Here is a 25,291-nt window from a genome sequence, read left to right on the forward strand (position 1 = left end):
TAAGAATAGGCTATTTTCTAGGAAAGAAAGTTAGGAGAAGCGAGGCTCTCGCCAGATCCGATCTTTACCTGCCATAAGGGCAAAATCCAGATACTGCCCCTCCTGAATTTGTGATTCGAGATTCTGAGACGATGTATAAGCGTAGGCTTGCCCTTCGTATCCGGTTCGCAAGCCTCGCTTTCCTCTGTGGGTTCGGGCTGGCCGCGTCATCTGCTCTGGCCCAATCGGCCCAGGATTTTGTGGAGCAAGCGCGGCAGGCTGCTTCCACCAACGAAAATCAGGAGGCCGCTCGTCTTTTCGAGCAGGCGATCAACTTTGCGCCCGAGCGCCGCAACGAACTCCTGCTCGAATATGCGGATCAGGTTGCTTATTCCGGCCGCCCTGGGGATGCCGTGCCTCTCTATCGCGAGCGACTGAACGACCCTGCTATCGATGCCGCCAATCGCGAACGAGCCGAGCGTGGACTAGCCTTCGCTCTCCTGTGGAGCATCCGGTTCCAGGAGGCTATTCCCGCTTGGGAGGCCCGCCTCAGGGTAGACCCTGCCAGCGATGAATCCAGAAAGGCGTTGTCTGACGCCCTGGTCGGTGCAGCGCGACAGGCCGGAGAACGCTCCGACAATGCAAACGCCAGGACGCTCTTCAGCCGCGCCATCGAGACAGCGCCGCAGCGTCGCCAGGAACTATTACCGGAACTCGCCGATCAAACGGCCTACGCTGGCCAGCCCGATCAGGCCGTGCTGCTTTATCAAGAGGCCTTGCGGAATGGCAGCCGTCCCGAGGACCAGCAGCGGCGCCTGAGGCGGGGACTTGCTTTCGCTCTCCTGTGGAGTGGCCAGTTTCCGGCTGCCGTCGCGGCCCTCGAGGGCGTGCTTCGGGCATCTCCGGACGACGCTCAGGTCCGACAAGGATTGGCAGAAGCTCGAACCGGCGCCGAGAGAAGCCGTGCACAGACAGCGCAGCCTTCTCAGGCCGCTCCTGCGCCAGTGCAACGAGCGCCTGTCACCGCTCCAGTCTCGCCTGCCGATGCAGCCGTCGCGGCGGCCCGAGAAGCGGCGGGACGGGGTGCCAACAGGGAAGCGGCTTCGCTCTTCGAGAGGGCGATCTCGCTCGATCCCTCCAAGCGGGGGCAGATTAGTCGCGAATATGCCGACCAGCTTGCTTTCTCCGGAGAGCCGGGCAGGGCGGTTCCCCTCTATCGCGAGGTTCTCGCCCGTCAGGATCTTCGGGCAGTGGAGCGGCAACAGGCGACCCGCTCGCTGGCGTTCGCTCTCCTGTGGAGCAGCCAGTTTCAGCCGGCGATCGAAGCCTGGGGCAATATCCTTCAGGCTGACCGGAGCGATGCGGAGGCGCGAAAAGCGCTCTCTGATTCTTACGTGGGTGCTGCCCGCCAGTCGGCCGAGAGCACCCGCAACGCCGATGCCGCTTCCTACTTCCGCAGAGCCATCGAGACCGCACCGCAACGACGGCAGGAACTGCTTCCCGAATATGCCGATCAGACGGCCTATTCGGGCAATCCGGCCGGCGCGGTGCCCCTCTATCGAGAGGCCCTGGGCGATGGCCAGCGCTCCGACGCGGAGCGTCGGCGAGTGAGGCGCGGCCTTGCCTTCGCGCTCCTCTGGAGCAACCAGTTCCGTGAGGCCATTGCCGCTTGGCAGCCGCTTTTCCGGGAGAACCCGCGTGACGAGGAAGCCCGCAAGGCGTTCTCGGATGCGCTCGTCGGTGCAGCACGCCAAGCCGCTGGGCAAACCCGCAATGCGGAAGCCGTGAACCTCTTCGAACGTGCGCTGACCGTCATGCCGGGGCGCCGCCGGGAGTTGCTGCGGGAATATGCCGAGCAGGTGCTGTATGCGGGTCAGCCGCTGAGAGCCATCCCGCTCTTCCAAAAGGTGCTTCAGCGCGCCGACCTGAACGCGCAGGAGCGGCGGGATGCCCGGCTCGGTCTCGCCCGCGCCCTGGCCTGGAGCGGACAGCAGAAGCTTGCTATCCCGGTCTTCAGCGAGATCCTGGCGTCGAACGATACCGACGTCGATGCTCTCATCGGACGCGGCAACGCCCTTAACGACATCACGGAGCACAAATCTGCCCTGGTTGATTTTGAGGTGGTGCTCTCACTCCAGCCCGGCAATGTGGAGGCGATCCGCGGTGCTGCGACGGCCGAGAGATCCATGGGGCTGCCGCAGGCGGCTCTTGCCCGGCTCGACCCACTTCTGGCCAGCGGCGACCGGAACCCCGCCACGCTATTCATCGCCGCCCAGGCGCGCCGGGAGATGGGGCGCCCGGACCTGTCGGAGGGCTATGCGAGGGCCGTCCTGGCGCAGAAGCCCGCTGATCCCGGTGCCCTGGCGCTTCTCGATCAGCTTTATCTTGAGCGCCGACCCCTGACGCGCATCGAGAGCTGGTATGCCCGCCGTTCGGACGATCTCGCGATCTGGTCGCTGCAGGCCTCCCACGAGTTGACCTTCAACGATGGTCTGACGAAATTCGGGCCTCAGGCCCGCTTCATGCGCTTTCGCGGCGACGATTTCCCAAGTGTCGACATGTCGAGCATCGGCATCGCCGGGCAGCACAGATTCGGCGACCATGTCGAGTTCAAGTCGTCGGTCTTCCTGAACGTTGAGGACGAGTCACGGCGCAACCGGCCGGACGGAGACGAGGATCAGGACGTCACGCTCACCCACGACACGAGCTTGAGCCTAATTGCCTCCGATGTGTTCCGGTTCGACCTGAATCTGGCACGGCACTACGCGGACGAGAACACATACTCGATCGTGAACGACGTGCTGGAGAACGATTTCGGCCTTAAGACGGTCGTGACACCGGACAACGCGACCCGCTTTGCCGCCCAGGCGATCTACAGCCACTACTCCGACGGCAACGAGCGCATCTGGGGGCAGGTGGAGTTCGCCAAGCGTTTCACGGCCAACCCCTATTTCTGGCTGGGCGCGCGCTACACGGCCTTCGAATTCGCGGAGGTTGTCGACAACGGCTATTGGAATCCCAAGCGCTACCAATCCCTGGAAGCAAGCGTCCAATTCTACGGACCCTTGGCGGAACGATGGTGGTTCGATCTCCAGGGCGCTGCCGGATATGGCTGGAGCGAGCCCGGCGAGGGGGGCTTCGTCTCCTATGCGTCTGCACGCCTGAACTACGACTTCACTTCGCAGACGACCTTCGCCCTCTATGCAAGCCACCTCATCTCCTATGCACGCTCGTCGGAAGACGACGGCAACTTCAATACCGGAGAGGACGACGAGCCGTTCAGCCGCTGGTCTCTGGGAGGGGAGCTGAGGATCCGCTGGTAGGCGGGTTACACCTCAACCCTCAGGATTTTTCATAGCATCCCTCGCATACAGCGCCGGGAGCGACTATTTCTGCCCCCATGACAGACCCACGCGACTGGTTCCCCTCAGCCGAGGAACCCAACCCCATGCGGGCCGCTCAGGCCGGTATGAAGCCCACCCTGCCGAAGCGCTTCTACAAGGAGGCTGGCGTCGAGGAGCGGGACGGCTTGTTCCACCTCACGCTCGACGGCCGGACGGCGAAGACGCCGAGCAAGCACCCTCTGGCCGTGCCCTCACAAGCGCTGGCCGAAGCCCTGGCGGAGGAATGGCAGGTGCAGGGGGGCGAGATCGATCCCTCCACCATGCCGGTTACCCGCATCGTCAATTCCGCCATCGACGGCGTGGCGCCGCGAATGGCCGAGGTGGTCGACGATCTGGTGCGTTATGCCGGATCGGACCTCGTTTATTACCGGGCCGGCGAGCCCGAGCGCCTAGCCAAGTCTCAGGATGACGCCTGGAGACCAGTGCTCGACTGGGCGCTCGATGCCCACGGCGCTCGCTTCACCTTAGGTGAGGGCGTGATGCATGTGGGGCAGCCGGAGGAGGCGGTCGCAGCCATCCGCGGGGCCATCGAGCAGATCGGATCGCCGTTTGCGCTCGCAGCTCTCCATGTGATGACGACCCTGTCCGGTTCGGTGCTGATCGCGCTCGCCCATGCGGCCCGGAAGCTCGACACGGAGCAGGCCTGGGCAGCCGCCCATGTGGATGAGCTTTATCAGGAGAGCGTCTGGGGTGAGGATTACGAGGCCATGGAGCGCCGCCGCCGGCGCGAGGCCGATTTCCGGGCCGCGTCCCTGGTCTATCGTTTGACGCAGGCATGAAAAAGCCGCCGGAGCCCAGCGCGCCGGCGGCTTCTGAACCTTAGAGCGTCAGCCGCGCTGGAAGGTGATCCCGCACTTCTTCTGGATCGAAGCGGCTTCGATAGCCTGCATTTGTCCCTTGAGGTTGGCGAGTTCCGCTGTCTTGGCATTATCGCCGCCCACCAGGAAGGCGGCTGGCCAGAAGATAACGACGGCAGCCGTCGTGGCGACCGCATCCTTGGTCCGCTGGGAGTCCTGGGCACCTGCTGCCGAGGCAGCCGCGCTGCTGACCCGCTGAGCCTCGAGGCTCAATTCCTTGCAGCTGTAGCTCTGGTATGTGACTGGTGACACATAGGCGGCTCCGACGTCTTCCGAGCGGCTCGCGCAGCCGGCCGCCAGCAGCGACAGGGATACGGCCAAAGCCGAAAATTGGGTGGACTTGTTCATGTTCAGCCCCATTGTAACGTAATAACGAAACTTTCTTAGCCCGCGCCGGTCGATCTGAGAAGTGCTGTGGAGCACACACCCATAGTGGGATTTTGACCCAGGCACGGCTGTGCTAAGCGGGGGATCATTTTCCCGGGAGTCAGGGTCCAGCCATGAAAGACATGCTCGAACGGCTTGAGGAGCGGCGCGCGCAGGCCCGCCTCGGCGGCGGTGAGAAGCGCATCGAGGCGCAGCACGCCCGCGGCAAGCTGACCGCCCGGGAGCGCATCGAACTCCTGCTCGACAATGGCTCCTTCGAGGAGTTCGATATGTTCGTTGAGCACCGCTCCACTGATTTCGGTATGGACAAGGCCAAGATCCCCGGCGACGGCGTGGTCACCGGCTGGGGCACCGTCAATGGCCGAACGGTCTTCGTCTTCGCCAAGGATTTCACCGTCTTCGGCGGCTCGCTCTCCGAAGCCCATGCCCAGAAGATCACCAAGATTCAGGACATGGCGCTCAAGATGCGCGCACCCATCGTCGGCCTGTTCGATGCCGGCGGCGCCCGCATCCAGGAGGGCGTGGCGGCGCTCGGCGGCTATGGCGAGGTGTTCAAGCGCAACGTGATCGCCTCGGGGGTCATCCCGCAGATCTCGGTCATCATGGGCCCCTGCGCGGGCGGCGATGTCTATTCGCCCGCCATGACCGACTTCATCTTCATGGTGCGCGACCGCTCTTACATGTTCGTCACCGGCCCCGACGTGGTGAAGACCGTCACCAACGAGACGGTGACTTCCGAGGAACTCGGCGGCGCCAAGGTGCACACCACCAAGTCGTCCGTGGCTGACGGCGCTTATGACAACGACGTGGAGGCGCTGCTCCAGGTACGCCGCCTCATAGACTTCCTGCCCGCCAACAACATGGACGGCGTGCCGGAAATCCCGAGCTTCGACGACCCGTCCCGTACGGATGAGAGCCTCGACACTCTGATCCCGGACAACCCGAACAAGCCCTACGACATGAAGGAGCTGATCCTGAAGGTCGTGGACGAGGCGGATTTCTTCGAGATCCAGGAAGCCTACGCCAAGAACATCATCACCGGCTTCGGTCGCATCGAGGGCCGCACGGTGGGCTTCGTGGCCAACCAGCCGATGGTGCTGGCCGGCGTGCTCGACGCGGATGCCTCCCGCAAGGCCGCCCGGTTCGTGCGCTTCTGCGATGCCTTCAACATCCCGATCGTCACCTTCGAGGACGTGCCGGGCTTCCTGCCGGGCACCGCGCAGGAATATGGCGGCCTGATCAAACACGGGGCGAAGCTGCTCTTCGCCTACTCGGAAGCCACCGTGCCGCTCGTGACGGTGATCACGCGCAAAGCCTTTGGCGGCGCCTATGACGTGATGGCCTCAAAGCACATCGGCGGCGACGTCAACTACGCCTGGCCCACCGCTCAGATCGCCGTGATGGGTGCCAAGGGCGCGGTGGAGATCATCTTCCGCCAGGATATCGGCGACGCGGACAAGATCGCGGCCCGCACCAAGGAATACGAGGACCGCTTCATGTCGCCCTTCGTGGCGGCGGAGCGCGGCTACATCGACGAGGTGATCATGCCGCATTCGACGCGGCGCCGGATCGCGCGCGCGCTCGCGATGCTCCGACACAAGGAGACGGAGCGGCCCTGGAAGAAGCACGATAATATCCCGTTGTGATCATGCCATTCCCCTCCACCCGCGCTTGGGTCTCCACAGCCATCCAGATCATCGAGGCGGATTTCAACCGTTCGTCGGATACGCATCTGCTGCGCGTGCCGCTGCCGGCTGTTCCGGGCGTTGAGCTTTATCTCAAGGATGAATCGACCCATCCCTCGGGTAGCTTGAAGCACCGGCTGGCGCGTTCACTGTTTCTCTATGGGCTTTGCAACGGCTGGATCGGGCCGAACACCACGATCATCGAGGCGTCGAGCGGATCGACCGCCGTGTCGGAGGCGTATTTCGCCCGGATGCTGGGTCTGCGCTTCATCGCCGTGATGCCGCGTTCGACCTCGGCGGAAAAAATCGCGCAGATCGCCTTCTATGGCGGCGAGAGCCATTTCGTGGATAGCCCCGCCGAGATGTATGCGGAGAGCGCGCGGCTCGCCGACGAACTCGGCGGCCATTACATGGACCAGTTTACTTATGCCGAGCGGGCGACGGACTGGCGCGGCAACAACAATATCGCCGAATCCATCTTCAGCCAGATGGCGCATGAAGAGCACCCGATCCCGACCTGGATCGTCGTGGGGGCGGGGACCGGCGGCACTTCGGCGACGCTGGGGCGCTACATCCGCTACCGTCGCCTGCCGACCCGGCTCTGCCTCGCGGATCCCGAGGCCTCCGTGTTCCACCGGCATCTGGCCGACCGGGAGGTCTGCACCGTTTCTGGGCCGCCCTCGGTGATCGAGGGCATCGGCCGCCCGCGCTGCGAACCATCCTTCGTGCCTGACCTCATCGACCGCGCGTATGCGGTGCCGGACGCGGCCAGCATTGCGGCCGCGCGGGTCCTGTCACGCCGCATCGGCCGCTCCTGCGGCGGCTCCACGGGCACCAACCTCTGGGCTGTGGCGCAGATCGTCGGCGAGATGGTGAAGAACGGCGAGACGGGTTCCGTCGTGACGCTCCTGTGCGATTCCGGCGAGCGCTACCGCAGCACGCATTTCGACGACGCCTGGCTCGAATGCCGCGGCATCTGCATCAAGGCCGCCGAGGAGGCGATGGAAGGGTTCTTCGAGACTGGTGCCCTTGCCGCGCCCTAAGACGTGGATGGCCGTGACTGATCCCCGGATCAAATCCGGGGACGGCCATGGCGCTGAGGCAGATACCCTCAATGTCATTCCGGGGCTGCGTAGCAGAGCCCGGAATCCATAAACGCCGGACGGTGCCGGGTTGGTGCAAGGTCGTCGTTATGGATCCCCGCCTGCGCGGGGATGACAGTAGAGGATAAGTGAGCGTCTATTCACCAAACCATCTCACCAGCAGCTGTAGGTCCGTCTGCGACAGGTTATGGCCTGCCGGCAGGATCTCGTGCTGAACATCGGCACCCGATGCGGACAGAGACGCAGCAAGGCGCTGCGAGTTATCAGCCGGAATGATCGGGTCCAGGGCGCCCGAGATCATCAGCACCCGCTTGCCCGCAAGATCCACTGCCGGAGCCTGGGTCAACGGTACCATGGCCCGTAGCAGCGCCGCGCCGGCCAGTATCTCAGGGCGCAGCATCAGCATGGCGGCGGCGATGTTGGCGCCGTTGGAGAAGCCCACCGCGATGGGAGCCTCAAGCCCGTAGGCCTTGCGCGCCTCGGCCACGAAATCCGCAAGCTCGTTCGCGCGAAACCGCACGTCCTCCTCGTCGAACACGCCTTCAGCGAGTCGCCGGAAGAAGCGGGGCATGCCGTTCTCCAGGATCTTGCCGCGTGGGGAGAGCAGGGTGGAGCCGGGTGAGATCATGCGGCCGAGACCGAGAAGATCGTTCTCGTCGCCACCCGTGCCGTGGAGCAGCAGGAGAGGCGGACGGGTCGGGTCCGTGGCGGGCTCGTAACGGTGGATGAAGGACAGTTCGGTCATGATCTTTCTCTTTCTCCCTCTCCCCGAAGCGGGAGAGGGTGCCCTGCGCAGCAGGGTGGGAGAGGGGCTGTGCTTAAACTTACTGCCCCTCTCCCGCAGAGGGGAGAGGGTTTAGGTCACGCCAATTCTGGCAGACGCGCCTCGATGTCACCCCGTCGCGATTCCAGAAATGCCGGAAGCTTCAGCTCGGCACCCAGCCGCTCCTGCGCCTCGTCGGCGGCGAAGCCCGGCTCGTCGGTGGCGATCTCGAACAGGATGCCGCCGGGCTCGCGGAAATAGACGGACCGGAAGTAGTTGCGGTCCTTCTGCTCCGTGGTCTGGAGGCCATGGGTTTCGGCAAGCTTTTTCACCATCCCGGCCTGATCGGCATCGTCCTTGGCGCGGAAGGCCACGTGATGCACGGAGCCGCCGCCCATCCGACCCGGCAGAAAACCGCCGACGCTGCGGATGTCGACCGTGCTGCCCATGAGCGCGTCCGTCCTGTAGCGGACGACGGAGCCCTCGCGGGCTGCCTCGCGGAAGCCGAACACGTCGGTCAGGATCGTGCCCGTCCGCTCCCCGTTCTCGACGAGAAGGGTAACGCCCTCCAGGCCCCGGATCGCATGCTCCGCCGGGATGCCATCCACGTTCCATGCCTCCTCGGTCTCGGCATTCGGAATGCCGACGAGCGAAAGGCTGGTGCCGTGCGGGTCCTTGAAGGTCAGAACGCTCTGGCTGAAGCGCTTCTCCACGCTGCCATGCTCGACGCCCTGCTCGATGAAGCGGTGCATCCAGAAGCCCAGGGAGCCTTCAGGTACGCGGAAAGCCGTCTCCTGCGTGGTGCCGACGCCGTTGCGTCCGGGCGCCACGTGCTCCCAGGGAAAGAAGGTCAGGATCGAGCCGGGATGGCCGAGGCTGTCGCCGAAATACAGGTGGTACGTGCCCGGATCGTCGAAGTTGACGGTCTTCTTGACGAGGCGCAAGCCGAGTACACGGGTGTAGAAATCGAGATTGCCACGGGCCGGGCCTGCAATGGCGGTGACGTGATGAATGCCGTGGTGCCGCATGGGTGCGTTCCTTAACGGGCAAGCGCGGATTGCGCTGCGTTGACAGGGAAATAAGTACCACCGAGCTTCGATGAAGTGCGGAAAGGGCTACCTTGCGGGATTGCAAAGCTCGGAGGTTCGTCCTGGCAAATCCGCGCAAACGTTGGAAAATCCGTTACGTCAAGATTCCGGCAACCAAAGAGTCTTAGCAAGGCTTAACCTCAACGGCGATTCAGCATGCCGTGTTAACGGTTTAGCCCTGCCGCCCGTGTGAATGTCATCCCGCACAAGCGATCAACCGGCGTTGGCCGAAATAAATGCCGGCGGGAGTCAAAACGGATGTTGAAGGATCAACTTCGCGATTTCATCGACAGCCTCACCGAGAGGGGTCATATCTGCGAGGACGACGTGGCGATGCTTCAGGACGAGATCCTCGCTGAAGGCATCACCAGCCGTCTTGAGGTCGAATCCCTGCTGGCCGTCGACCGCATCGTCACCGCTGTCGACGCCTGGGGCGCGGTGCTGACCAGGCTCGTGGCCGATTTCGTCATCTGGAAGCGGGCTCCCCACGGCGTGGTCAGCAACGATGACGCCCTCTGGCTCGCAACCCTCCTAGAGGTCAGCGGACCGTCTCCGAATGCCATGGCGATCGCCTACGCCATCCTGGATGAGGCTGGCTATGTGGACGTCGCGCTCCTCGACTTCATCATGCGCGGGCGCCAGCAGGCAAGGCTGTCCCAGATCGCCGCCTGATCTAGCTTCTAAAGCTAAATGCTGAACCAAGCCCCGCTTCCCCAAGGCACGGATGTGCAGTAACGGAGGTGGGTTTAGTTTTTGGCTGGAGCGTTCGAGGGTTCATGTTCGACAAGATCCTGATTGCCAACCGGGGTGAAATCGCGTGCCGGGTCATCAAGACCGCCCGGCGCATGGGCATCAAGACCGTGGCGGTCTATTCCGACGCCGACCGGGATGCGCTTCACGTGGAAATGGCCGACGAGGCCGTCCATATCGGCCCGGCTGCCGCCGCTCAGTCCTACCTGGTGATCGAGAAGATCATCGAAGCCTGTAAGGCCACCGGCGCCCAGGCTGTCCATCCAGGCTATGGCTTCCTATCCGAGCGCGAGGCCTTCCCGAAGGCCCTGGCCGAGGCCGGCATCGTCTTCATCGGTCCGAACCCTGGCGCCATCGCGGCTATGGGCGACAAGATCGAGTCAAAGAAGGCGGCAGCAGCCGCCAAGGTCTCGACCGTGCCGGGCTATCTCGGCGTGATAGAGGGACCCGAGCAGGCGGTGCAGATTGCCAACGAGATCGGTTATCCGGTGATGATCAAGGCCTCCGCCGGTGGCGGCGGCAAGGGTATGCGCATCGCCTACTCCTCCGATGAGGTGGCAGAGGGCTTTGCCCGCGCCACGTCGGAGGCGGCAAGCTCGTTCGGCGACAGCCGCGTCTTCGTCGAGAAGTTCATCACCGATCCGCGCCACATCGAGATCCAAGTGCTGGGCGACAAGCACGGCAACGTGATCTATCTCGGCGAACGCGAATGCTCGATCCAGCGCCGCAATCAGAAGGTCATTGAGGAGGCTCCATCGCCGCTCCTCGACGAGGAGACACGACGCCTTATGGGCGAGCAGGCGGTCGCTCTCGCCAAGGCTGTGGGCTACGATTCCGCCGGCACGGTGGAGTTCGTGGCCGGCCAGGACAAGTCGTTCTACTTCCTCGAGATGAACACCCGCCTCCAGGTGGAGCACCCGGTCACCGAGATGATAACCGGTATCGACCTCGTGGAGGAGATGATTCGGGTGGCCGCAGGCGAGAAGCTGCGTCTTGCCCAATCCGACGTGAAGCTCAACGGCTGGTCGGTGGAAAGCCGCATCTACGCGGAAGACCCGGTGCGCAATTTCCTGCCCTCCACGGGCCGGCTGGTCACCTACCGCCCACCGAACGAGGGCGAACAGGATGGCATCACGGTGCGCAACGACACCGGCGTGTATGAGGGCGGCGAGATCTCGATCTACTACGATCCGATGATCGCCAAACTCGTGACCCATGCGCCCACACGCCTCCAGGCCATCGAGGCCCAGGCGACGGCGCTGGACGCCTTTGCCATCGAGGGCATCCGCCACAATATCCCGTTCCTGACAGCCCTGATGCAGCATCCGCGCTGGCAGTCGGGCAAGCTCTCCACCGGCTTCATCGCCGAGGAGTTCCCGCAAGGCTTCAGGGCGCCTGCGCCGGAGGGCATTGTCGCCCATCGCATGGCGGCCGTCGGCGCTGCCGTCGACCACATCCTCAATGAGCGCAAGCGGCACATCTCGGGCCAGATGCGGCCCGCCTCCGCCGTGAAATTCGAGCGCGAGCGTGTGGTTATGCTGGGCACGGAGCGGCACGAGGTGGCCATCGAGGACATCGACGGCGGCTTCGCGGTGGTGATCGACGGCGAGACCTGGCCGATCGCGTCGGGCTGGATTCCCGGTGAGCCGGTCTGGAACGGCACCGTCGGTGGCGAGGAGATCGCGGTGCAGGTGCGCCCGATCCTCAACGGAGTGGTCCTGTCCCATGCAGGGGCTTCCGCCGAGGTGCGGGTCTATACCAAGCGTGAGGCGGAGCTCGCCGCCCTGATGCCGGAGCGGCTGGAGGCCGATACGGGCAAGCAGCTGCTCTGCCCGATGCCCGGGTTGGTGAAAGCGATCAGCGTTGCCCAGGGCCAGGAGGTCAAGGCGGGCGAGCCGCTCTGCATCGTCGAGGCCATGAAGATGGAGAACGTGTTGCGCGCCGAGCGCGACGGCACCATCTCCAAGATCCACGCCAAGGAAGGCGACAGCCTCGCGGTCGATGCCGTGATCCTGGAATTCGCCTGAGAGTTTAGGCGCTAACGATGCCCCTTTACTTCGCTTATGGGTCCAACATGGACCAAGCTGCCATGCTGATGCGTTGTCCGGGCTCGAAGCAGGTCGGCATCGGGCGGCTCATGCGCCACCGCTTCATGATCTTCGACGAAGGCTATGCCACGGTCGTGCGTGATCCGCAGCGGGCGGTTTGGGGCATGGTGTGGGATTTGGCGCTCGCGGACGTGCCAGCCCTCGACCGCTATGAAAGCCTCTCGACGGGCCTCTACGCCAAGGTCATCCAGCCGATCGTGACGGCGCAGGGGCCGCGCCGGGCGCTCGTTTATGTAGGCCGCAGCGCCAAGCCCGGCACTCCGCTCCCTGGCTACATGGAAGGCGTGATCGAGGCTGCCCGGCATGCGAGCCTGCCGGAGGATTACATCCGGAGCCTGAATATGTGGCTACCGAAGACCCAGTCCTCGGCATTGGCGCCTCAGCAGCCTAAGGTCCGCCCTCTCTGGAGCGTCCCGGCGAGCACGATCCGCAAGCCCCGCTGAACGGGCGATTCCCGCTCGAAGAACCTTTGCCATACGGGCGCGTTGAGTCCGCGTATGGCGCAGGAGGTTTGTCCCTTATCGAAACGCCCGATGAGGACTACGCCGATGCCATGCTCATCGCGGAGGAACCATGAGCGAAAGCCGCACCCTTCATGTTCTGATCCGTGGCCGCGTCCAGGGCGTAAGCTTTCGCGCCTGGACCCAGCATCAGGCCGAGCTGCACGGTCTCAAGGGTTGGGTTCGGAACAGGCGGGACGGTTCGGTCGAAGCCGTTTTCTCAGGCCCGGCTGATCTGGTTCAAGTGATGCTCAAGGCCTGCCATCAGGGGCCCGCCGGCGCCGTGGTCGAGACCATAGAGACCCTCGACGGCAGCGAGGGCGATCGCGACTTGCCCACCCGGTTCGAAATTCGGCGAACAACTTAAGTCTTCTTCGGCTCCGTGCTCTCGATAGCTCCGCCAACTTTCTTCCAGGCTGTGAAGCCGCCTTCCATGTGGGCGACCGGCTTCAGGCCCATGTCCTGTGCCGTAGCGGCGGAAAGAGCGGAGCGCCAGCCTGCGGCGCAGAAGAACAGGTAGGTCTTGTCCTGGGCAAAGGCCGGTTTGTGATAGGGGCTTTCCGGATCGATCCAGAATTCCAGCATGCCGCGCGGGCAATGCACGGCGCCCGGGATGCGCCCCTCGCGCTCCAGCTCGCGCGGATCGCGCAGGTCCACGAACACCACGTCCTCGCGGCCGTGCAGGGACATGGCCTCGGTGACCGGCACGGTCCGGATCTTCGCATTGGCCTCGTCGAGCAATGTCTTGTAGCCGCGGGTGATGGTTTGAGGCATGACAGGTTGTTCTTCCGCTTTGAGCCTTTCACCAAACTGGGCATGATGGCGGCGGAGTCAACGGGGGATCACGGGTGCTGGGCTTCACCAATCTCGACTACGCGGCGTTGGCCTTCTTTCTGATCGCCTGGTTCGGCTACCACGCGGCCCTCGAACTCACGCCCGCGGGGCAGAAGAGCCTTAACAAGGTGATGAACCAGTATCGCTATCGCTGGATGGAGCAGATGGTGGTGCGCGAGAACCGGATCGTCGACACCACGATCTTGGCCTCGCTCATGAACGGCACCGCGTTCTTCGCTTCCACCTCCCTCATTGCCATCGGTGGCGTGCTGGCGCTCCTGCGCTCGACGGATTCGGTGCTGCCGCTCTTTGCCGATCTGCCTTTCGGCGAGCCGCCGACGCGGATCGCCTGGGACGTGAAGGTCGGCGGGCTTGCCGTGATCTTCGTCTATGCCTTCTTCAAGTTTGCCTGGTCGTATCGGCTCTTCAACTACATGGCGATCATCGTCGGGGCCGTTCCTGTACTGACGGAGAGCAGCCGCGAGGAGGCGCTTACCGTCGCCCGTCAGGCCGGTGCCATGAACGCGGTTGCGGGCAAGCACTTCAACCGCGGCCAGCGGGCCTTCTTCTTCTCGCTGGCCTATCTCGGGTGGTTCGTGAGCGCCTACCTTTTCATGGTCGCCACAGCCGGCGTGCTGATTGTCATGTGGCGGCGCCAGTTTCTGTCGGATGCCAGGGAGGCGGCTGTGAAGCAGTTCAATGTCTAGAACCGCGACACCGGAAGAGCTGGAAGCCACCATGTTGGCGCTCCTGGAGGAGCGGGGACCTGGTAAAACCATCGGGCCGGCCGACGTGGCCCAGGCTCTTGGCGGCAACCAGCCGGACGGATGGGGGCCGCTCATGCAGCCGGTCCGGAAAGTGGCCGTGCGCCTCATGAAGGAGGGACGTATCGTCATCCTGCGCAAAGGGCGGCCGGTCGACCCGGACGACTTTCGTGGCACCTATCGGCTGGCGCTGCCGCCTGCAGAATCCTGAGGTCCGGGGAACAGTCGCGCGGTGCGCCCGGTCGCGTAGTAGCCGATCAGGCCCACCCATTCCTTGGTGCCTATGTCGAGTCGCCGCAGGCCCTCTGAGAGGGACGCGAAGGGCAGGTGGGTGCGCAATCCACGGGCCGTGCGGAAATCCACCGGATAGGGTGTCACTGGAAACGCAGCCTTCTCGAATACCCCTACGGCTCGCGGCATGTGCCAGGCCGACGTCACCAGGAGCCACCGCTCGCCCTCTCGGGGCTTTACGAGTTCTTGCGAGTAGGCGGCATTCTCGGCCGTCGTCCGCGACCGGTCTTCGATCAGAATGCGGGCAGGGTCGATGCCGATGGTCTTGAAGTAATCTGCGATGATGGGAGCCTCAGTGGCCCCGTCCCTGAAGACAGTCCCGGCACCGCTCGAGATGAGGATGCGAGCTTTCGGGTAGCGATGGGCAAGCTGGATCGTGTCGAGCACACGCTCGGCCGCTTCATTGGCCACGATGCTGCCCAGGGCTTTCGAATCGGATGCCTCGACGGCGCCGCCGAGCAGGATAATGCCGTCGACCGGTCTGCCGTCATCGTGGAAGGCGGGAAAGCGTTCCTCCAGAGGCAGCAGGACATAGGTGGCGATCGGCAGGAGGCCCAGGGCAACGGTCGCTAGCGTGAAGGCGAGGCTCAGCCCAATGCCGAGGCGGCGCATACGCTTGAATAGGCTGAGGATCAGCCCCAGTAGGATGAGGCTGATCAGCAGATTGGATGGCGTAGTGAAAAACCACGCGATTTTCGAGACGTAGTAGAACACCCGCCATCCTCACTCAGACAAGTCTTACGACTTGTTCAACTCTGCCTCGTAGCGGGCCTTGGTCTCTGCGTTGGGCGGGTACAGGCCGGGGAGGGGAACGCCCCTCTCCACCTCGCGCATGACCCACATCTCATAGTGTTCCTGGGCCACCGCAGCCTTGGCGACCTCTTCGACCATGGCGGCCGGAATAACCACGACGCCGTCCCGGTCGGCGACGATCACGTCATCCGGGAACACCGCAACCCCGCCGCAGCCGATGGGCTCCTGCCAGCCCACGAAGGTCAGGCCCGCGACGGAGGGAGGAGCGGCCACGCCGGCGCACCACACCGGAAGGTTCGTGCCCTCGACGCCGACCGCATCGCGGATCGCGCCATCGGTCACGAGCGCCGCCACGCCGCGCTTCTTCATGCGGGCTGTGAGAATGTCGCCGAAGACGCCTGCATCCGTGACGCCCATGGAGTCGATCACAGCAATGCAATCCTCCGGCATGTCCTCGATGGCCGCGCGGGTCGAGATCGGGGAGGCCCAGGATTCCGGCGTCGCCAGATCCTCGCGGGCAGGCACGAAGCGAAGCGTGAAGGCTCGGCCCACCATCTTCTCCGATGCGTTGAAGGCCGGCATCGGCCCTCTCATCCAGCACCGGCGAATGCCCTTCTTGAGCAGTACGGTGGTGAGCGTTGCGGTGGAGGCAGCCCGCAGGGCATCGGCGATGGCTTTGTCGAGGGTCATGGGTTCTTCCCTGTAGTGGATAGGCTTTCATAGCGGTCGGAAGCCTGGAGCGCCACCGCAACAAGGCTTTCCCAATCGTATTCCTGCCGTGCGTCAGTCACGGTCTGGGGCGCCGAGCGGGGAGTACGGGCGGTAGGGCCGGGCCTCGTCCACCGCCCGGGCGAAAGAAGGTAGGGCCAGAAGTTTCCGGCGGTAATCCTGGACACGAGGGAGTCTGTCGCCCATCGGGTGTGCCCAGTCGGCATAAAACAAGGACGGAGCGGCGGCGCAATCGGCAAGGCTGAAGGTAGCACCAGTGGCCCATTCACGACCTGCCAATTTCCTGTCGAGCCAGCCATAAGCCTTGTCGAGCATGACACGCGCCTCGGAGACGCCGTGAGGGTCGCGATCCTGCTCCAAACGGAGGCTGTCGGTGACGATCTTCTGCATCGGGGTCATGACGTAGTTGTCGAAGAAGCGATCCATCAGCCGAACCTCAAGGGCAGCCCGTGGGTCCTCCGGAATCAGACGCACCGGTCCCGGATGATGGAGGCCCAAATGCTCGATGATGATGCTAGCCTCCAGGATGGCGCGGCCCTCGTCGACTAGCACGGGGAACTTCTTGATGGGCCAGAGCGCCGCCAGATCGGCACCGTTCTTCGCATCATCGAGCGTCAGGTATTCGAACGGCGTCTCGTTCTCATACAGCGCGATTAGAACCTTCTGGCAGTATGAGGAGAAGGGATGGGCGTAGAGCTTCAAGGTCATTGCCGTCTCGTAGGTATGAATTCGTTCCTCACTGTAAGCAGTCTTTCAAAGACGGAAAGGCCGATGCGTCAGCGGCATGATCTCGACACACAAACGGCCGGGACCATGCCCGGCCGTTCATGTGAGGTCTTGACTGCAGCCTTGGTCAGGCCGTCTTCGCGAACAGCTCGCGGCCGATCAGCATGCGGCGGATTTCGCTGGTGCCGGCGCCGATCTCATAGAGCTTAGCGTCGCGTAGCAAGCGGCCTGTCGGGTAATCGTTGATGTAGCCGTTGCCGCCGAGGAGCTGGATGGCATCGAGCGCCATCTTGGTGGCATTCTCGGCTGCGTAGAGGATCGCACCGGCGGCATCCTCGCGGGTGGTCTCGCCCCGGTCACAAGCCTTGGCGACCGCATAAACGTAGGCTTTGGCCGCGTTCATGGTCACGTACATGTCGGCGACCTTGCCCTGCACGAGCTGAAACTCGCCGATAGCCTGTCCGAACTGCTTGCGCTCATGGATGTAGGGCAGCACTACGTCCATGCAGGCCTGCATGATGCCCGTGGAGCCGGCGGCCAGCACGGCGCGCTCGTAATCGAGGCCGGACATGAGCACGTTCACACCCTTGCCCACTTGGCCGAGCACGTTCTCCTCCGGCACCTCGCAATCCTCGAACACCAGCTCGCAGGTGTCAGAGCCGCGCATGCCGAGCTTGTCGAGCTTCTGGTGGGTGGAAAATCCCTTGAAACCCTTCTCGATCAGGAAGGCCGTCATGCCGCGCGGGCCAGCCTCCGGGTCGGTCTTGGCATAGACCACAAGCGTCTCGGCGGTGGGGCCGTTGGTGATCCACATTTTGTTGCCGTTGAGTACGTAGCGGTCGCCGCGCTTCTCGGCGCGGGTGCGCATGGAGACCACATCGGAGCCGGAGCCCGGCTCGGACATGGCCAGCGCGCCCACATGCTCGCCGGAGATGAGCTTTGGCAGATAGCGGCGCTTCTGGTCCTCGTTGCCGTTGCGGCGGATCTGGTTCACGCAGAGATTCGAATGAGCTCCGTAGGAGAGGCCCACCGACGCGGAGGCGCGGGAGATCTCCTCCATGGCGATCACGTGCTCGAGATAGCCGAGCCCCGCCCCGCCATAATCCTCCTCAACAGTGATTCCGTGGACGCCGAGCTCGCCCAACTGGGGCCAGAGGTCGCGCGGGAACTGGTTGGTGCGGTCGATCTCCTCGGCGCGGGGTGCGATCTTCTCCTGGGCGAAGTTGGAGACAGTCTCGCGGATGGCGTCGGCGGTATCGCCGAGATCGAAATTGAAGCCCTTGGCGGCGTTCGGCAGCATTGATTCCTCCCCGTTCCATTCGTGACCCGCAAGGGTACGCGATGGATCGTTTTTGTCGCGGACCATTTTGGTCAGCAATGCTGCCCTTATCAAGACCGTGACATCAAGAAAAGCGAGGCGGCGCCGGCGGCTGTTCTGCCGCTCGACCGCCGATGACAAAGAAAAGGCCCCCGCACAAACCGTGGGGAGCCTGAGCGTCGATCCGCTGAGAGCTTATTCGTCGATGCTCGCCGTCTGCACCGCGTCCATGTCGCGGCAGATGCCTTGGGGCCTGAGGCGGCTATGGTCGCGCGGGTCGCAGGCGCTGGCGACGAACATGCGCCATTGGTTGTCGGTGCCATAGAAGGCGTTGCGGTCAATATCGCCCTTCACACCGGGCACACGGCCCGTGGTGGTGAACTGCCAGAAGGTCCAGCGGCGGTTGTTGTAGCGCACTTGCGGCTCGGCCGCCGTGCTGCGGATCCAGTAGGGATGGTCGTTGAACTCGCCCTCCAGGATCTCCTTATGGAAGGTGATGTCGGTGTAGATGATCGGCCGCTTGCCGGTATGGGCCTCCATCTCGCGCAGCATGACGTCGATCATGGCGAGAGCCTGCTCGCGCGGAACTTTCTTCGGGCAGTTCACCGATTGACCGTTCCACTCCACGTCAAGTACCGGGGGGAGGGCATCCGGATCCGCCGGCACGTTCCGCTTGAACCAGGCGGCCTGTTCGTGGGCGGGGCGGCACCAATAGACGAAATGGTAGGCGCCGCGCGGAACGCCCGCTCTCCTAGCCGCCTGCCAGTTCTCGTGGAACTTACTGTCGATATGGTCGCCGCCCTCGGTCGCCTTGATGAAGGCAAACTGTGTGCCGGCCTGGCGCAACGATGCCCAATCCACGTCGCCCTGCCACTTGGAGATGTCCACCCCGTGGATTGGCAGCCGGTGAGCTGTAGCAACACCCTCATGCGGACGCGCATCGCTCTTGGCCGGGTAGCGGCTGGACGAGGGAGCAATGGCACAGGAGGCCAGGCCGAGAGCGATCGTGGCAAGCGCGCTGAACCGGGCGATCTGAACGAACGTCCTCAGGCCAGAGTTCTTGGAACGGCTGGGGGAGCGGCGGCGAGTCTTCATAGGTTCAACTGTATTGGACGCAGGACTGGACCGCACCAGGGATGACGCAAGAGCGTTAACAGGCCCTTACGAGACAGGCGCGAAACAAGCTTACAGGTTAAACCAAGCAGTGGCGATGCCTAAAAAGGCGAAGAATCCTACAATATCTGTGATGCTGGTCACGAAGGGGCCGGACGAGACGGCAGGGTCCACGCCCATCCGGTTGAGGGTGAGAGGAACGAAGATGCCGCCGAGCGCCGCGAAGAACATGACTGTGATGAGGGAGAGGCCGATCACAAGGCCGAGTTCCGGCGATTCGAACCAGAGCCCCGCCAGGACGCCCATGATAATGGCGAAGGCTAGGCCGTTGAGCAGACCGACCGCCCCCTCGCGACGGATGATGCGCCAAGCGTTGGAGCGCCCAAGCTCCCGGGTGGCCAAGGCGCGGACGGCCACCGTCATAGTCTGCGTGCCCGCGTTGCCGCCCATGGAGGCTACGATGGGCATGAGGATGGCGAGAGCAACCATCTTCTCCAGCGAGCCCTCGAAGAGGCGGATGATGCTGGAGGCGATCAGTGCCGTGCACATATTGGCGAAAAGCCAGGGGAAACGGCTTCTCTGGATGTAGAGGATCGTGTCGGAGAGCTCTTCGTCCGATTTCACGCCGCCGAGCTGCTTGATGTCGGCGTCGGCCTCCTCCTCCAGAACGTCCACGATGTCGTCGACCAGGATGGTGCCGACAAGACGGCCCCCCTCGTCCACCACGGCAGCTGAGACAAGGTTGTAGCGCTCGAAAAGGCGCGCCACCTCCTCCTGGTTCTGAGTGGCCTCCACCCGGTCCGGCTCGTCGTTCATGATCTCCTGGATTGTGACCGGGCGCTTGGAGCGCAGGAGCTTGTCGAGCGGCACCGCTCCGAGCAGGTGGGCTGCGGGATCAATGACGAAGATCTCGTAGAAGGTCTCCGGCAGATCCTCCGTTTCCCGCATGAAGTCGATCGTCTGCCCCACGGTCCAGAAGGGCGGAACCGCGATGAACTCGGTCTGCATGCGCCGACCGGCGCTGTCTTCCGGGTAATCGAGGGAGCGCTGGAGCGCCACACGCTCGATGGCGGGAAGCTGGTCGAGAACCTCCGCCTGCTCGTCTTCCGGCAGGCTCTCGAGAATCGTGATGGCGTCGTCGGAATCGAGCTCGCGCACGCCCTCGGCGACGGTCGCGGTTTCGAGTTCCTCGAGAATCTCCTCGCGAACGGACTCGTCCACCTCGGTCAGCGCTGCGAAATCGAATGAGGAACCCAGAAGCTCGATCAGGCGGTAGCGGTGCTCGGGGGCCAGGGCCTCGAGCAGATCGCCCATCTCGGATTCGTGGAAGTCCTCGACGAGACGCTGCAAGAGATCTGCATCCGATGCGTCGATGGCATCGGCGGCAGCGGCCAGGAACTCGGGATTGAGCTCGCCTTCCTTGTCCCGGAACGCCGGTGTGACCGGGTCGGACCCATCGGCGTTCGGAAGCAGCGTCTTGTCGTCGACTTCCTGCATGAGCCGTCCTCGGGAGGTGGGTTGCTGGCCTTTTAGGGGCCTGCGCCAGCCAGCGCAATGCGCCCAAAGGCCTTCTCGGAAAATCGCTTGCTGGCCGCGCCTGACCTCGGGGGGCGGAGCAGATGCAGTCAACAAAAAAGGCCCCGGAAAGGGGCCTTTTCGTCTTCGGCACGTGAAGTGCCGAAAGTTGGTGCGGTCAAGAGGACTCGAACCTCCACGGGTCTCCCCGCTACCACCTCAAGGTAGTGCGTCTACCAATTCCGCCATGACCGCGAACTCGGTTCCAGGAAAGGTTTTCCTGAAGAGGTGGTCGCTCTAGCAGAACGATTGGGCTGCTGCAACCCCCTCCATCGAGCTTGCGCCGATTGATCGGCGTAAAGCCGAGGCTGGCCCCCGAGGGGATAGGCGATAAGCCCCTGGAGTGACTATATAAGCGCACATTCAGAAGGAGCGCGGGTTCTGCTCTGCGGTCCTGCGAGGGCCAGAGCCTGGGCGCTCTGCATCCTGCAAAGCATTAGGTGAATTGGTGTCGAACCTGCGAGACAGCTTGGCCATTCAGTTCTACGCCGAGACCGGCTCCGAGCCGGTGGAATGGGCCATCACGGACAGCGTCGTCGGCTACGAGGAGGCCGTGGCCTTCATGGAAGCCAGGGCCGAGGCGATCGCGGCAGGCCAGGCCTGCGAGATGGTCTGGCTGCTGGAGCATCCGCCGCTCTACACGGCCGGCACCTCGTCCGATGCCGCGGATCTCGTGGATCCAGACCGCTTCCCGGTGCACCAGACGGGCCGGGGAGGGCAGTACACTTATCACGGCCCCGGCCAGCGGGTCGCTTACGTGATGCTCGACCTCAAGCGTCGTGCGCCGGACCTGCGCCGCTACGTGGCGGCTCTCGAGGCTTGGATCATCGCGACGCTGGATGGCTTCAATGTCCGCGGCGAGCGGCGGGAGGACCGGGTCGGGGTCTGGGTGCGCCGGCCTGATAAAGGCGAGCATACGGAGGACAAGATCGCCGCCATCGGCATCCGGGTGCGCCGCTGGGTGACCTTCCACGGCATCAGCCTGAACGTGGAGCCGGATCTCTCCCACTTTTCGGGCATCGTTCCCTGTGGCGTCACCGAGCACGGGGTCACGAGCCTGGTCGATCTCGGTATTCCCGTCACCCTGCCGGATGTCGATGCAGTGATGCGGACGGCATTCGAGGGGATCTTCGGGCCGACCATGCGCGTAGAGGCACCGTTGCTCCCGAGACACGCCGCCTAGGATTTTCGCCTTCCATACGGCAAGGCTTCTCCTCAACGCGGCTTCATGCTCTAAGCTGGGGCAAACGGCTGATCATTGGCGGAACTTTCATGCAACGTGCCCTCCTTGCCTCCCTCGTCGCCCTGGCCGCTTCGGCCTGTGCCTACCGGCCCGAGCCGACGGAACTCGTAAAGATCGTCGATTCGCCGGTGGATGTGCGTGCCTGCACGCGGCTGGGCGAGGTAGGCCCGGTCACGCCGACGACGCCTAGCACCCATAGCCAAGTTAATGTCGGCTTCGGCGTGACGCTCGGCCAATCCACCTTCGGCCGCGCCACCGACGACATGCTGCAGGCCACCGTCGCCCTCGGCGGCACTCATCTGTATCTGCAGCAGGTATCCCAGGATTGGTCGCTGGTGCGCGGCATCGCCTATCGCTGCGGGTCGGGCGTCATCCGGCAGGAGTCGGTCATCCGGGCCAAGGGCTGAGGCCCAAACCTTCCAAATCCCAGTTGCGCAGGCTCCCGGGTTCTAGCTACTAGCGGTGAAGCCCTCCGGCTTGAGCCGTGAAGGAGCCAAAACCCAAGAACCAGGGAGACCGCCGCCGTGCCCGTCATCGCCACCTCTGCCGATCTGACCTCGGACGCTGCACAGGCGAGCCGCACCGCTTGGGCCGAGCTTGCCCTGGATCTCCAGGCCAAGCGGCAGGCCGTGTCGGAGGGCGGTCCGGCAAAAGCGCGGGAACGGCATCTTGCTCGCGGCAAGCTGCTGCCACGTGAGCGCGTGATGCGCCTGCTCGATCCCGGTGCGCCGTTTCTGGAACTCGGCGCTCTGGCCGCCCACGGCATGTACGATGATGCGATCCATGGGGCCGGGATTATTACCGGTATCGGCCGTGTCGAAGGCCGCGAGGTCATGATCGTCTGCAACGATTCGACCATTAAGGGCGGCACCTACTACCCGATGACGGTGAAGAAGCACCTGCGCGCCCAGGAAGTGGCGCGGGAGAACCGTCTGCCCTGCATCTACCTCGTCGATTCCGGCGGCGCGAACCTGCCGCACCAGACGGATGTCTTCCCCGACCGGGAGCATTTCGGTCGCATCTTCTACAACCAGGCGACGCTGTCCTCGCTCGGCATCCCGCAGATCGCCTGCGTCATGGGCTCCTGCACGGCGGGCGGTGCCTATGTGCCGGCCATGTCGGACGAGACGGTGATCGTCCGCCGCCAGGGCACGATCTTTCTCGGGGGGCCGCCCTTGGTGAAGGCGGCCACCGGCGAGGTGGTCTCGGCCGAGGATCTCGGCGGCGCGGACGTCCATGCCCGCCAGTCGGGGGTGGCGGACCACTACGCCACCGACGACGTCCATGCACTCGCCATCGTGCGCCGCATCGTCGGCACGCTGAACACCCGCAAGAGCATCGACATCGACATCGCCGATCCGGTGGAGCCCAAATATTCCATCGACGATCTTGACGCGATCGTGCCGACCGACTTGAAGAAGCAATACGATATCCGCGAGGTGATCGCCCGCCTCGTGGACGGCTCGGAGTTCGACGAATTCAAGCGCCTCTACGGAACGACCCTGGTGACGGGCTTCGCCCGCATCTGGGGCATGCCGGTCGGCATCATCGCCAATAACGGCATTCTTTTCTCGGAGAGCGCCCAGAAGGGCGCGCATTTCATCGAACTGTGTTGCCAGCGACGCATCCCGTTACTCTTCCTGCAGAACATCTCCGGCTTCATGGTCGGACGCCAGTACGAAGCGGGCGGCATCGCCAAGGACGGCGCGAAACTCGTCACGGCTGTCGCCTGCGCTCAGGTGCCGAAGATCACGCTGCTGGTCGGGGGCTCTTTCGGCGCCGGCAACTACGGCATGTGCGGGCGTGCCTATTCCCCGCGCTTTCTCTTCACCTGGCCGAACTCGCGCATCTCCGTCATGGGCGGCGAACAGGCCGCAAGCGTTCTCGCCACGGTGCGGCGCGACAATATCGAGGCCGAGGGCAAGACCTGGGGCGCGGACGAGGAAGAAGCCTTCAAGGCGCCGATCCGCGACAGGTACGAGCAGGAGGGCTCGCCCTACCACGCCACCGCTCGCCTGTGGGACGACGGCATCATCCTGCCCTCGGAAACCCGCCGCGTGCTGGCGCTGGCCTTCTCGGCAGCCCTGAACGCTCCTGTTCCGGAAACGAAGTTTGGCGTGTTCCGGATGTAGGAATACCTGTTCTCGTTGCCTCGAACGGCCTCGTGGAACAAGAGCGGCCCGAGGACGATTCTCCAGCATGGCCACGGAAGGGTTCGAGCCTTATCGCAGCGCGTATGCCGAGCAGGTTGCCCGGTTGGCGGATATTCGTGACAAGCGCATCGAGCAGGCCTTTGCGGCTGTTCCTCGGGAGGCCTTCCTACCCCCTCCACCGTGGTCCGTCGTCAGCATGGGCATTGCGATGCAGACTTCCGATGTTGCCGAAATCTACAACAATGTCCTCGTTGCCATTGATCGAGAGCGCGGCATCAACAACGGAGAACCCGCCCTTCATGCCGCCTGGATCGACGCGGTCCATCCTAAGCCCAACGAGAGCGTGATCCATGTGGGGGCTGGGTTGGGATACTACACCGCCATTTTGGCACTGCTCGTTCAGCCGAGCGGTCATGTCGAAGCATTCGAATACGAGACGGATCTGGCGGCTCAAGCTGCGCGGAACCTAGCCTCCTATTCGAATGTTGCGGTCCATGCCGCATCGGCCTTCGGCCGCACTCTCCCGCAGGCCGACATCATTTATGTGAACGCAGGTGTCGTTGCTCCAGATGTGGAGTGGATACGGGCGCTCAACCCGGGAGGGCGGTTGATCTTTCCCTGGCAACCGCATGAGGGGTGGGGGCCGGCCCTACTCGTGACCCGGCGTGCCGGCGGGTTCAGCACGCAATCGCTCATGACGGTAGGGTTCATCTCCTGCAGCGGTACGACCGAAAAACCCTTAGTCGCACATCTGCCGACGGAAGCCGATCTCGCCGCAGTTCGATCCGTCTGGATCAAGGGCGACCGCTCTCCAGATTCGAGCGCCATTGCGGTCTATGACGAAGTTTGGTTTTCCTCGGATAGAATTGGAGATTGAAGAGGAGCCGGAGGCGATTTGTTAAGACGACAAAGCCAAAGGTCTCATGCGAAGGGCGGAATCCAGTCCCAAAATTGTTGCGGCCAAGCAACACCCTTAAACCTTCAACATCTTGCCTCCCTTGGCCCAAGCTCCGCCGCGATGCCGCCATAAACCGAGCGCACCTCATGAAGCTGGCTAAAGTGCTTCTAAACCAAGGCTTTACAGCAAAGCCCACTGGGGCAAATCCAGGTTAAGGTTGCTGTAACGATCCTTCCGAAGGGTCATTGCACGGGTAGCGCGGCGCGTGGC

23 protein-coding genes, 1 tRNA gene and 1 pseudogene are annotated in these 25,291 nt (G+C 63.7%); 14 read left to right on the top strand and 11 right to left on the bottom strand.

Translation table 11 applies throughout. The annotated features are described in order from the left end of the window. Window positions 1–131 precede the first annotated feature (131 nt). A complete protein-coding gene (locus I2H36_RS17565) occupies window positions 132–3,302 on the top strand; it encodes a tetratricopeptide repeat protein (protein WP_196265201.1) in 3,171 nt (1,056 codons plus the stop codon). 125 nt (window positions 3,303–3,427) lie between these two features. Continuing rightward, window positions 3,428–4,162, top strand: coding sequence for an ATP12 family chaperone protein (locus I2H36_RS17570; protein ID WP_196265202.1), 735 nt, complete (start codon window positions 3,428–3,430; stop codon window positions 4,160–4,162). A gap of 48 nt (window positions 4,163–4,210) precedes the next feature. On the opposite strand, the gene I2H36_RS17575 is transcribed toward I2H36_RS17570, so the two are convergent. Then, window positions 4,211–4,588, bottom strand: a complete 378-nt coding sequence (locus I2H36_RS17575; protein ID WP_196265203.1) for a hypothetical protein — start codon at window positions 4,586–4,588, stop codon at window positions 4,211–4,213. Window positions 4,589–4,740: 152 nt separating this feature from the next. Between I2H36_RS17575 and I2H36_RS17580 the strand changes: the two genes are divergently transcribed. Both I2H36_RS17580 and I2H36_RS17585 read left to right on the top strand, forming a co-directional pair. Beyond that, complete coding sequence (locus I2H36_RS17580; RefSeq protein WP_196265204.1) at window positions 4,741–6,273, top strand: acyl-CoA carboxylase subunit beta; 1,533 nt, start codon at window positions 4,741–4,743, stop codon at window positions 6,271–6,273. Between the two features lie 2 nt (window positions 6,274–6,275). Next, window positions 6,276–7,355 (top strand): PLP-dependent cysteine synthase family protein, encoded by a 1,080-nt coding sequence (locus tag I2H36_RS17585; protein ID WP_196265205.1) that lies wholly within the window; start codon window positions 6,276–6,278, stop codon window positions 7,353–7,355. Between the two features lie 196 nt (window positions 7,356–7,551). Here I2H36_RS17585 and I2H36_RS17590 read toward each other — a convergent pair whose 3' ends face one another. Further along, window positions 7,552–8,160: an alpha/beta hydrolase gene (locus I2H36_RS17590; RefSeq protein WP_196265206.1), complete on the bottom strand. Its 609-nt coding sequence runs from the start codon at window positions 8,158–8,160 to the stop codon at window positions 7,552–7,554. Between the two features lie 116 nt (window positions 8,161–8,276). Next, a complete protein-coding gene (locus I2H36_RS17595) occupies window positions 8,277–9,206 on the bottom strand; it encodes a ring-cleaving dioxygenase (RefSeq protein ID WP_196265207.1) in 930 nt (309 codons plus the stop codon). A gap of 318 nt (window positions 9,207–9,524) precedes the next feature. On the opposite strand from I2H36_RS17595, the gene I2H36_RS17600 reads away from it, so the two are divergent. From I2H36_RS17600 to I2H36_RS17615, 4 genes and pseudogenes are all read left to right on the top strand, one after another. Further along, window positions 9,525–9,938 (top strand): hypothetical protein, encoded by a 414-nt coding sequence (locus I2H36_RS17600; RefSeq protein ID WP_196265208.1) that lies wholly within the window; start codon window positions 9,525–9,527, stop codon window positions 9,936–9,938. Between the two features lie 104 nt (window positions 9,939–10,042). Then, window positions 10,043–12,043, top strand: a complete 2,001-nt coding sequence (locus I2H36_RS17605) for an acetyl-CoA carboxylase biotin carboxylase subunit (RefSeq protein WP_196265209.1) — start codon at window positions 10,043–10,045, stop codon at window positions 12,041–12,043. A 17-nt stretch (window positions 12,044–12,060) separates the two neighbouring features. Next, window positions 12,061–12,474 (top strand): annotated as a pseudogene (locus tag I2H36_RS17610) (gamma-glutamylcyclotransferase family protein); the annotation flags it as partial. Window positions 12,475–12,697: 223 nt separating this feature from the next. After that, window positions 12,698–12,991 (top strand): acylphosphatase, encoded by a 294-nt coding sequence (locus tag I2H36_RS17615; RefSeq protein WP_196265211.1) that lies wholly within the window; start codon window positions 12,698–12,700, stop codon window positions 12,989–12,991. Here I2H36_RS17615 and I2H36_RS17620 read toward each other — a convergent pair. Next, a complete protein-coding gene (locus tag I2H36_RS17620) occupies window positions 12,988–13,398 on the bottom strand; it encodes a rhodanese-like domain-containing protein (protein WP_196265212.1) in 411 nt (136 codons plus the stop codon). The two genes, I2H36_RS17615 and I2H36_RS17620, sit on opposite strands and share 4 nt — an antisense overlap. A gap of 74 nt (window positions 13,399–13,472) precedes the next feature. Here I2H36_RS17620 and I2H36_RS17625 point away from each other — a divergent pair, with 74 nt between their 5' ends. Next, window positions 13,473–14,165 (top strand): DUF599 family protein, encoded by a 693-nt coding sequence (locus I2H36_RS17625; RefSeq protein WP_196265213.1) that lies wholly within the window; start codon window positions 13,473–13,475, stop codon window positions 14,163–14,165. Continuing rightward, entirely contained in the window at window positions 14,158–14,433 is a 276-nt protein-coding gene (locus I2H36_RS17630) for a DUF3253 domain-containing protein (RefSeq protein WP_190846701.1), read from the top strand. The genes I2H36_RS17625 and I2H36_RS17630 overlap by 8 nt, the downstream gene beginning before the upstream one ends. Here I2H36_RS17630 and I2H36_RS17635 read toward each other — a convergent pair. The 7 genes from I2H36_RS17635 to I2H36_RS17665 all read right to left on the bottom strand — a co-directional run bounded on the left by I2H36_RS17635 (window position 14,400) and on the right by I2H36_RS17665 (window position 20,922). Beyond that, on the bottom strand, window positions 14,400–15,227 hold the full coding sequence (locus I2H36_RS17635; RefSeq protein WP_196265214.1) for an ElyC/SanA/YdcF family protein: 828 nt from the start codon (window positions 15,225–15,227) through the stop codon (window positions 14,400–14,402). The genes I2H36_RS17630 and I2H36_RS17635 overlap by 34 nt on opposite strands. Window positions 15,228–15,251: 24 nt before the next feature. Next, window positions 15,252–15,956, bottom strand: a complete 705-nt coding sequence (locus I2H36_RS17640; RefSeq protein WP_196265215.1) for a ribonuclease activity regulator RraA — start codon at window positions 15,954–15,956, stop codon at window positions 15,252–15,254. 93 nt (window positions 15,957–16,049) lie between these two features. Next, on the bottom strand, window positions 16,050–16,703 hold the full coding sequence (locus I2H36_RS17645; RefSeq protein ID WP_196265216.1) for a glutathione S-transferase family protein: 654 nt from the start codon (window positions 16,701–16,703) through the stop codon (window positions 16,050–16,052). 145 nt (window positions 16,704–16,848) lie between these two features. Next, the gene (locus I2H36_RS17650; RefSeq protein ID WP_196265217.1) at window positions 16,849–18,021 is read right to left on the bottom strand and encodes an isovaleryl-CoA dehydrogenase; all 1,173 of its coding nucleotides are present in this window, start codon (window positions 18,019–18,021) and stop codon (window positions 16,849–16,851) included. 213 nt (window positions 18,022–18,234) lie between these two features. Continuing rightward, on the bottom strand, window positions 18,235–19,134 hold the full coding sequence (locus tag I2H36_RS17655; protein ID WP_196265218.1) for a glycoside hydrolase family 25 protein: 900 nt from the start codon (window positions 19,132–19,134) through the stop codon (window positions 18,235–18,237). 90 nt (window positions 19,135–19,224) lie between these two features. Then, window positions 19,225–20,649 carry a magnesium transporter gene (mgtE, locus tag I2H36_RS17660; RefSeq protein WP_196265219.1) on the bottom strand — a complete coding sequence of 475 codons (1,425 nt, stop codon included), beginning with the start codon at window positions 20,647–20,649 and terminating at the stop codon, window positions 19,225–19,227. Window positions 20,650–20,837: 188 nt separating this feature from the next. Continuing rightward, window positions 20,838–20,922, bottom strand: a tRNA-Leu gene (locus tag I2H36_RS17665). A gap of 253 nt (window positions 20,923–21,175) precedes the next feature. Between I2H36_RS17665 and lipB the strand changes: the two genes are divergently transcribed. From lipB to I2H36_RS17685, 4 genes are all read left to right on the top strand, one after another. Next, window positions 21,176–21,910, top strand: coding sequence for a lipoyl(octanoyl) transferase LipB (lipB, locus tag I2H36_RS17670; protein WP_425523318.1), 735 nt, complete (start codon window positions 21,176–21,178; stop codon window positions 21,908–21,910). A gap of 89 nt (window positions 21,911–21,999) precedes the next feature. Continuing rightward, complete coding sequence (locus tag I2H36_RS17675) at window positions 22,000–22,377, top strand: hypothetical protein (RefSeq protein ID WP_196265221.1); 378 nt, start codon at window positions 22,000–22,002, stop codon at window positions 22,375–22,377. Between the two features lie 117 nt (window positions 22,378–22,494). Beyond that, window positions 22,495–24,102, top strand: coding sequence for a carboxyl transferase domain-containing protein (locus tag I2H36_RS17680; protein WP_196265222.1), 1,608 nt, complete (start codon window positions 22,495–22,497; stop codon window positions 24,100–24,102). A gap of 67 nt (window positions 24,103–24,169) precedes the next feature. Next, entirely contained in the window at window positions 24,170–25,000 is an 831-nt protein-coding gene (locus I2H36_RS17685) for a protein-L-isoaspartate O-methyltransferase family protein (RefSeq protein ID WP_196265223.1), read from the top strand. Window positions 25,001–25,291: the final 291 nt, after the last annotated feature.

This window comes from Microvirga terrestris (assembly GCF_015694425.1).
In the GTDB taxonomy this organism is placed as follows: Bacteria; Pseudomonadota; Alphaproteobacteria; order Rhizobiales; family Beijerinckiaceae; genus Microvirga; species Microvirga terrestris.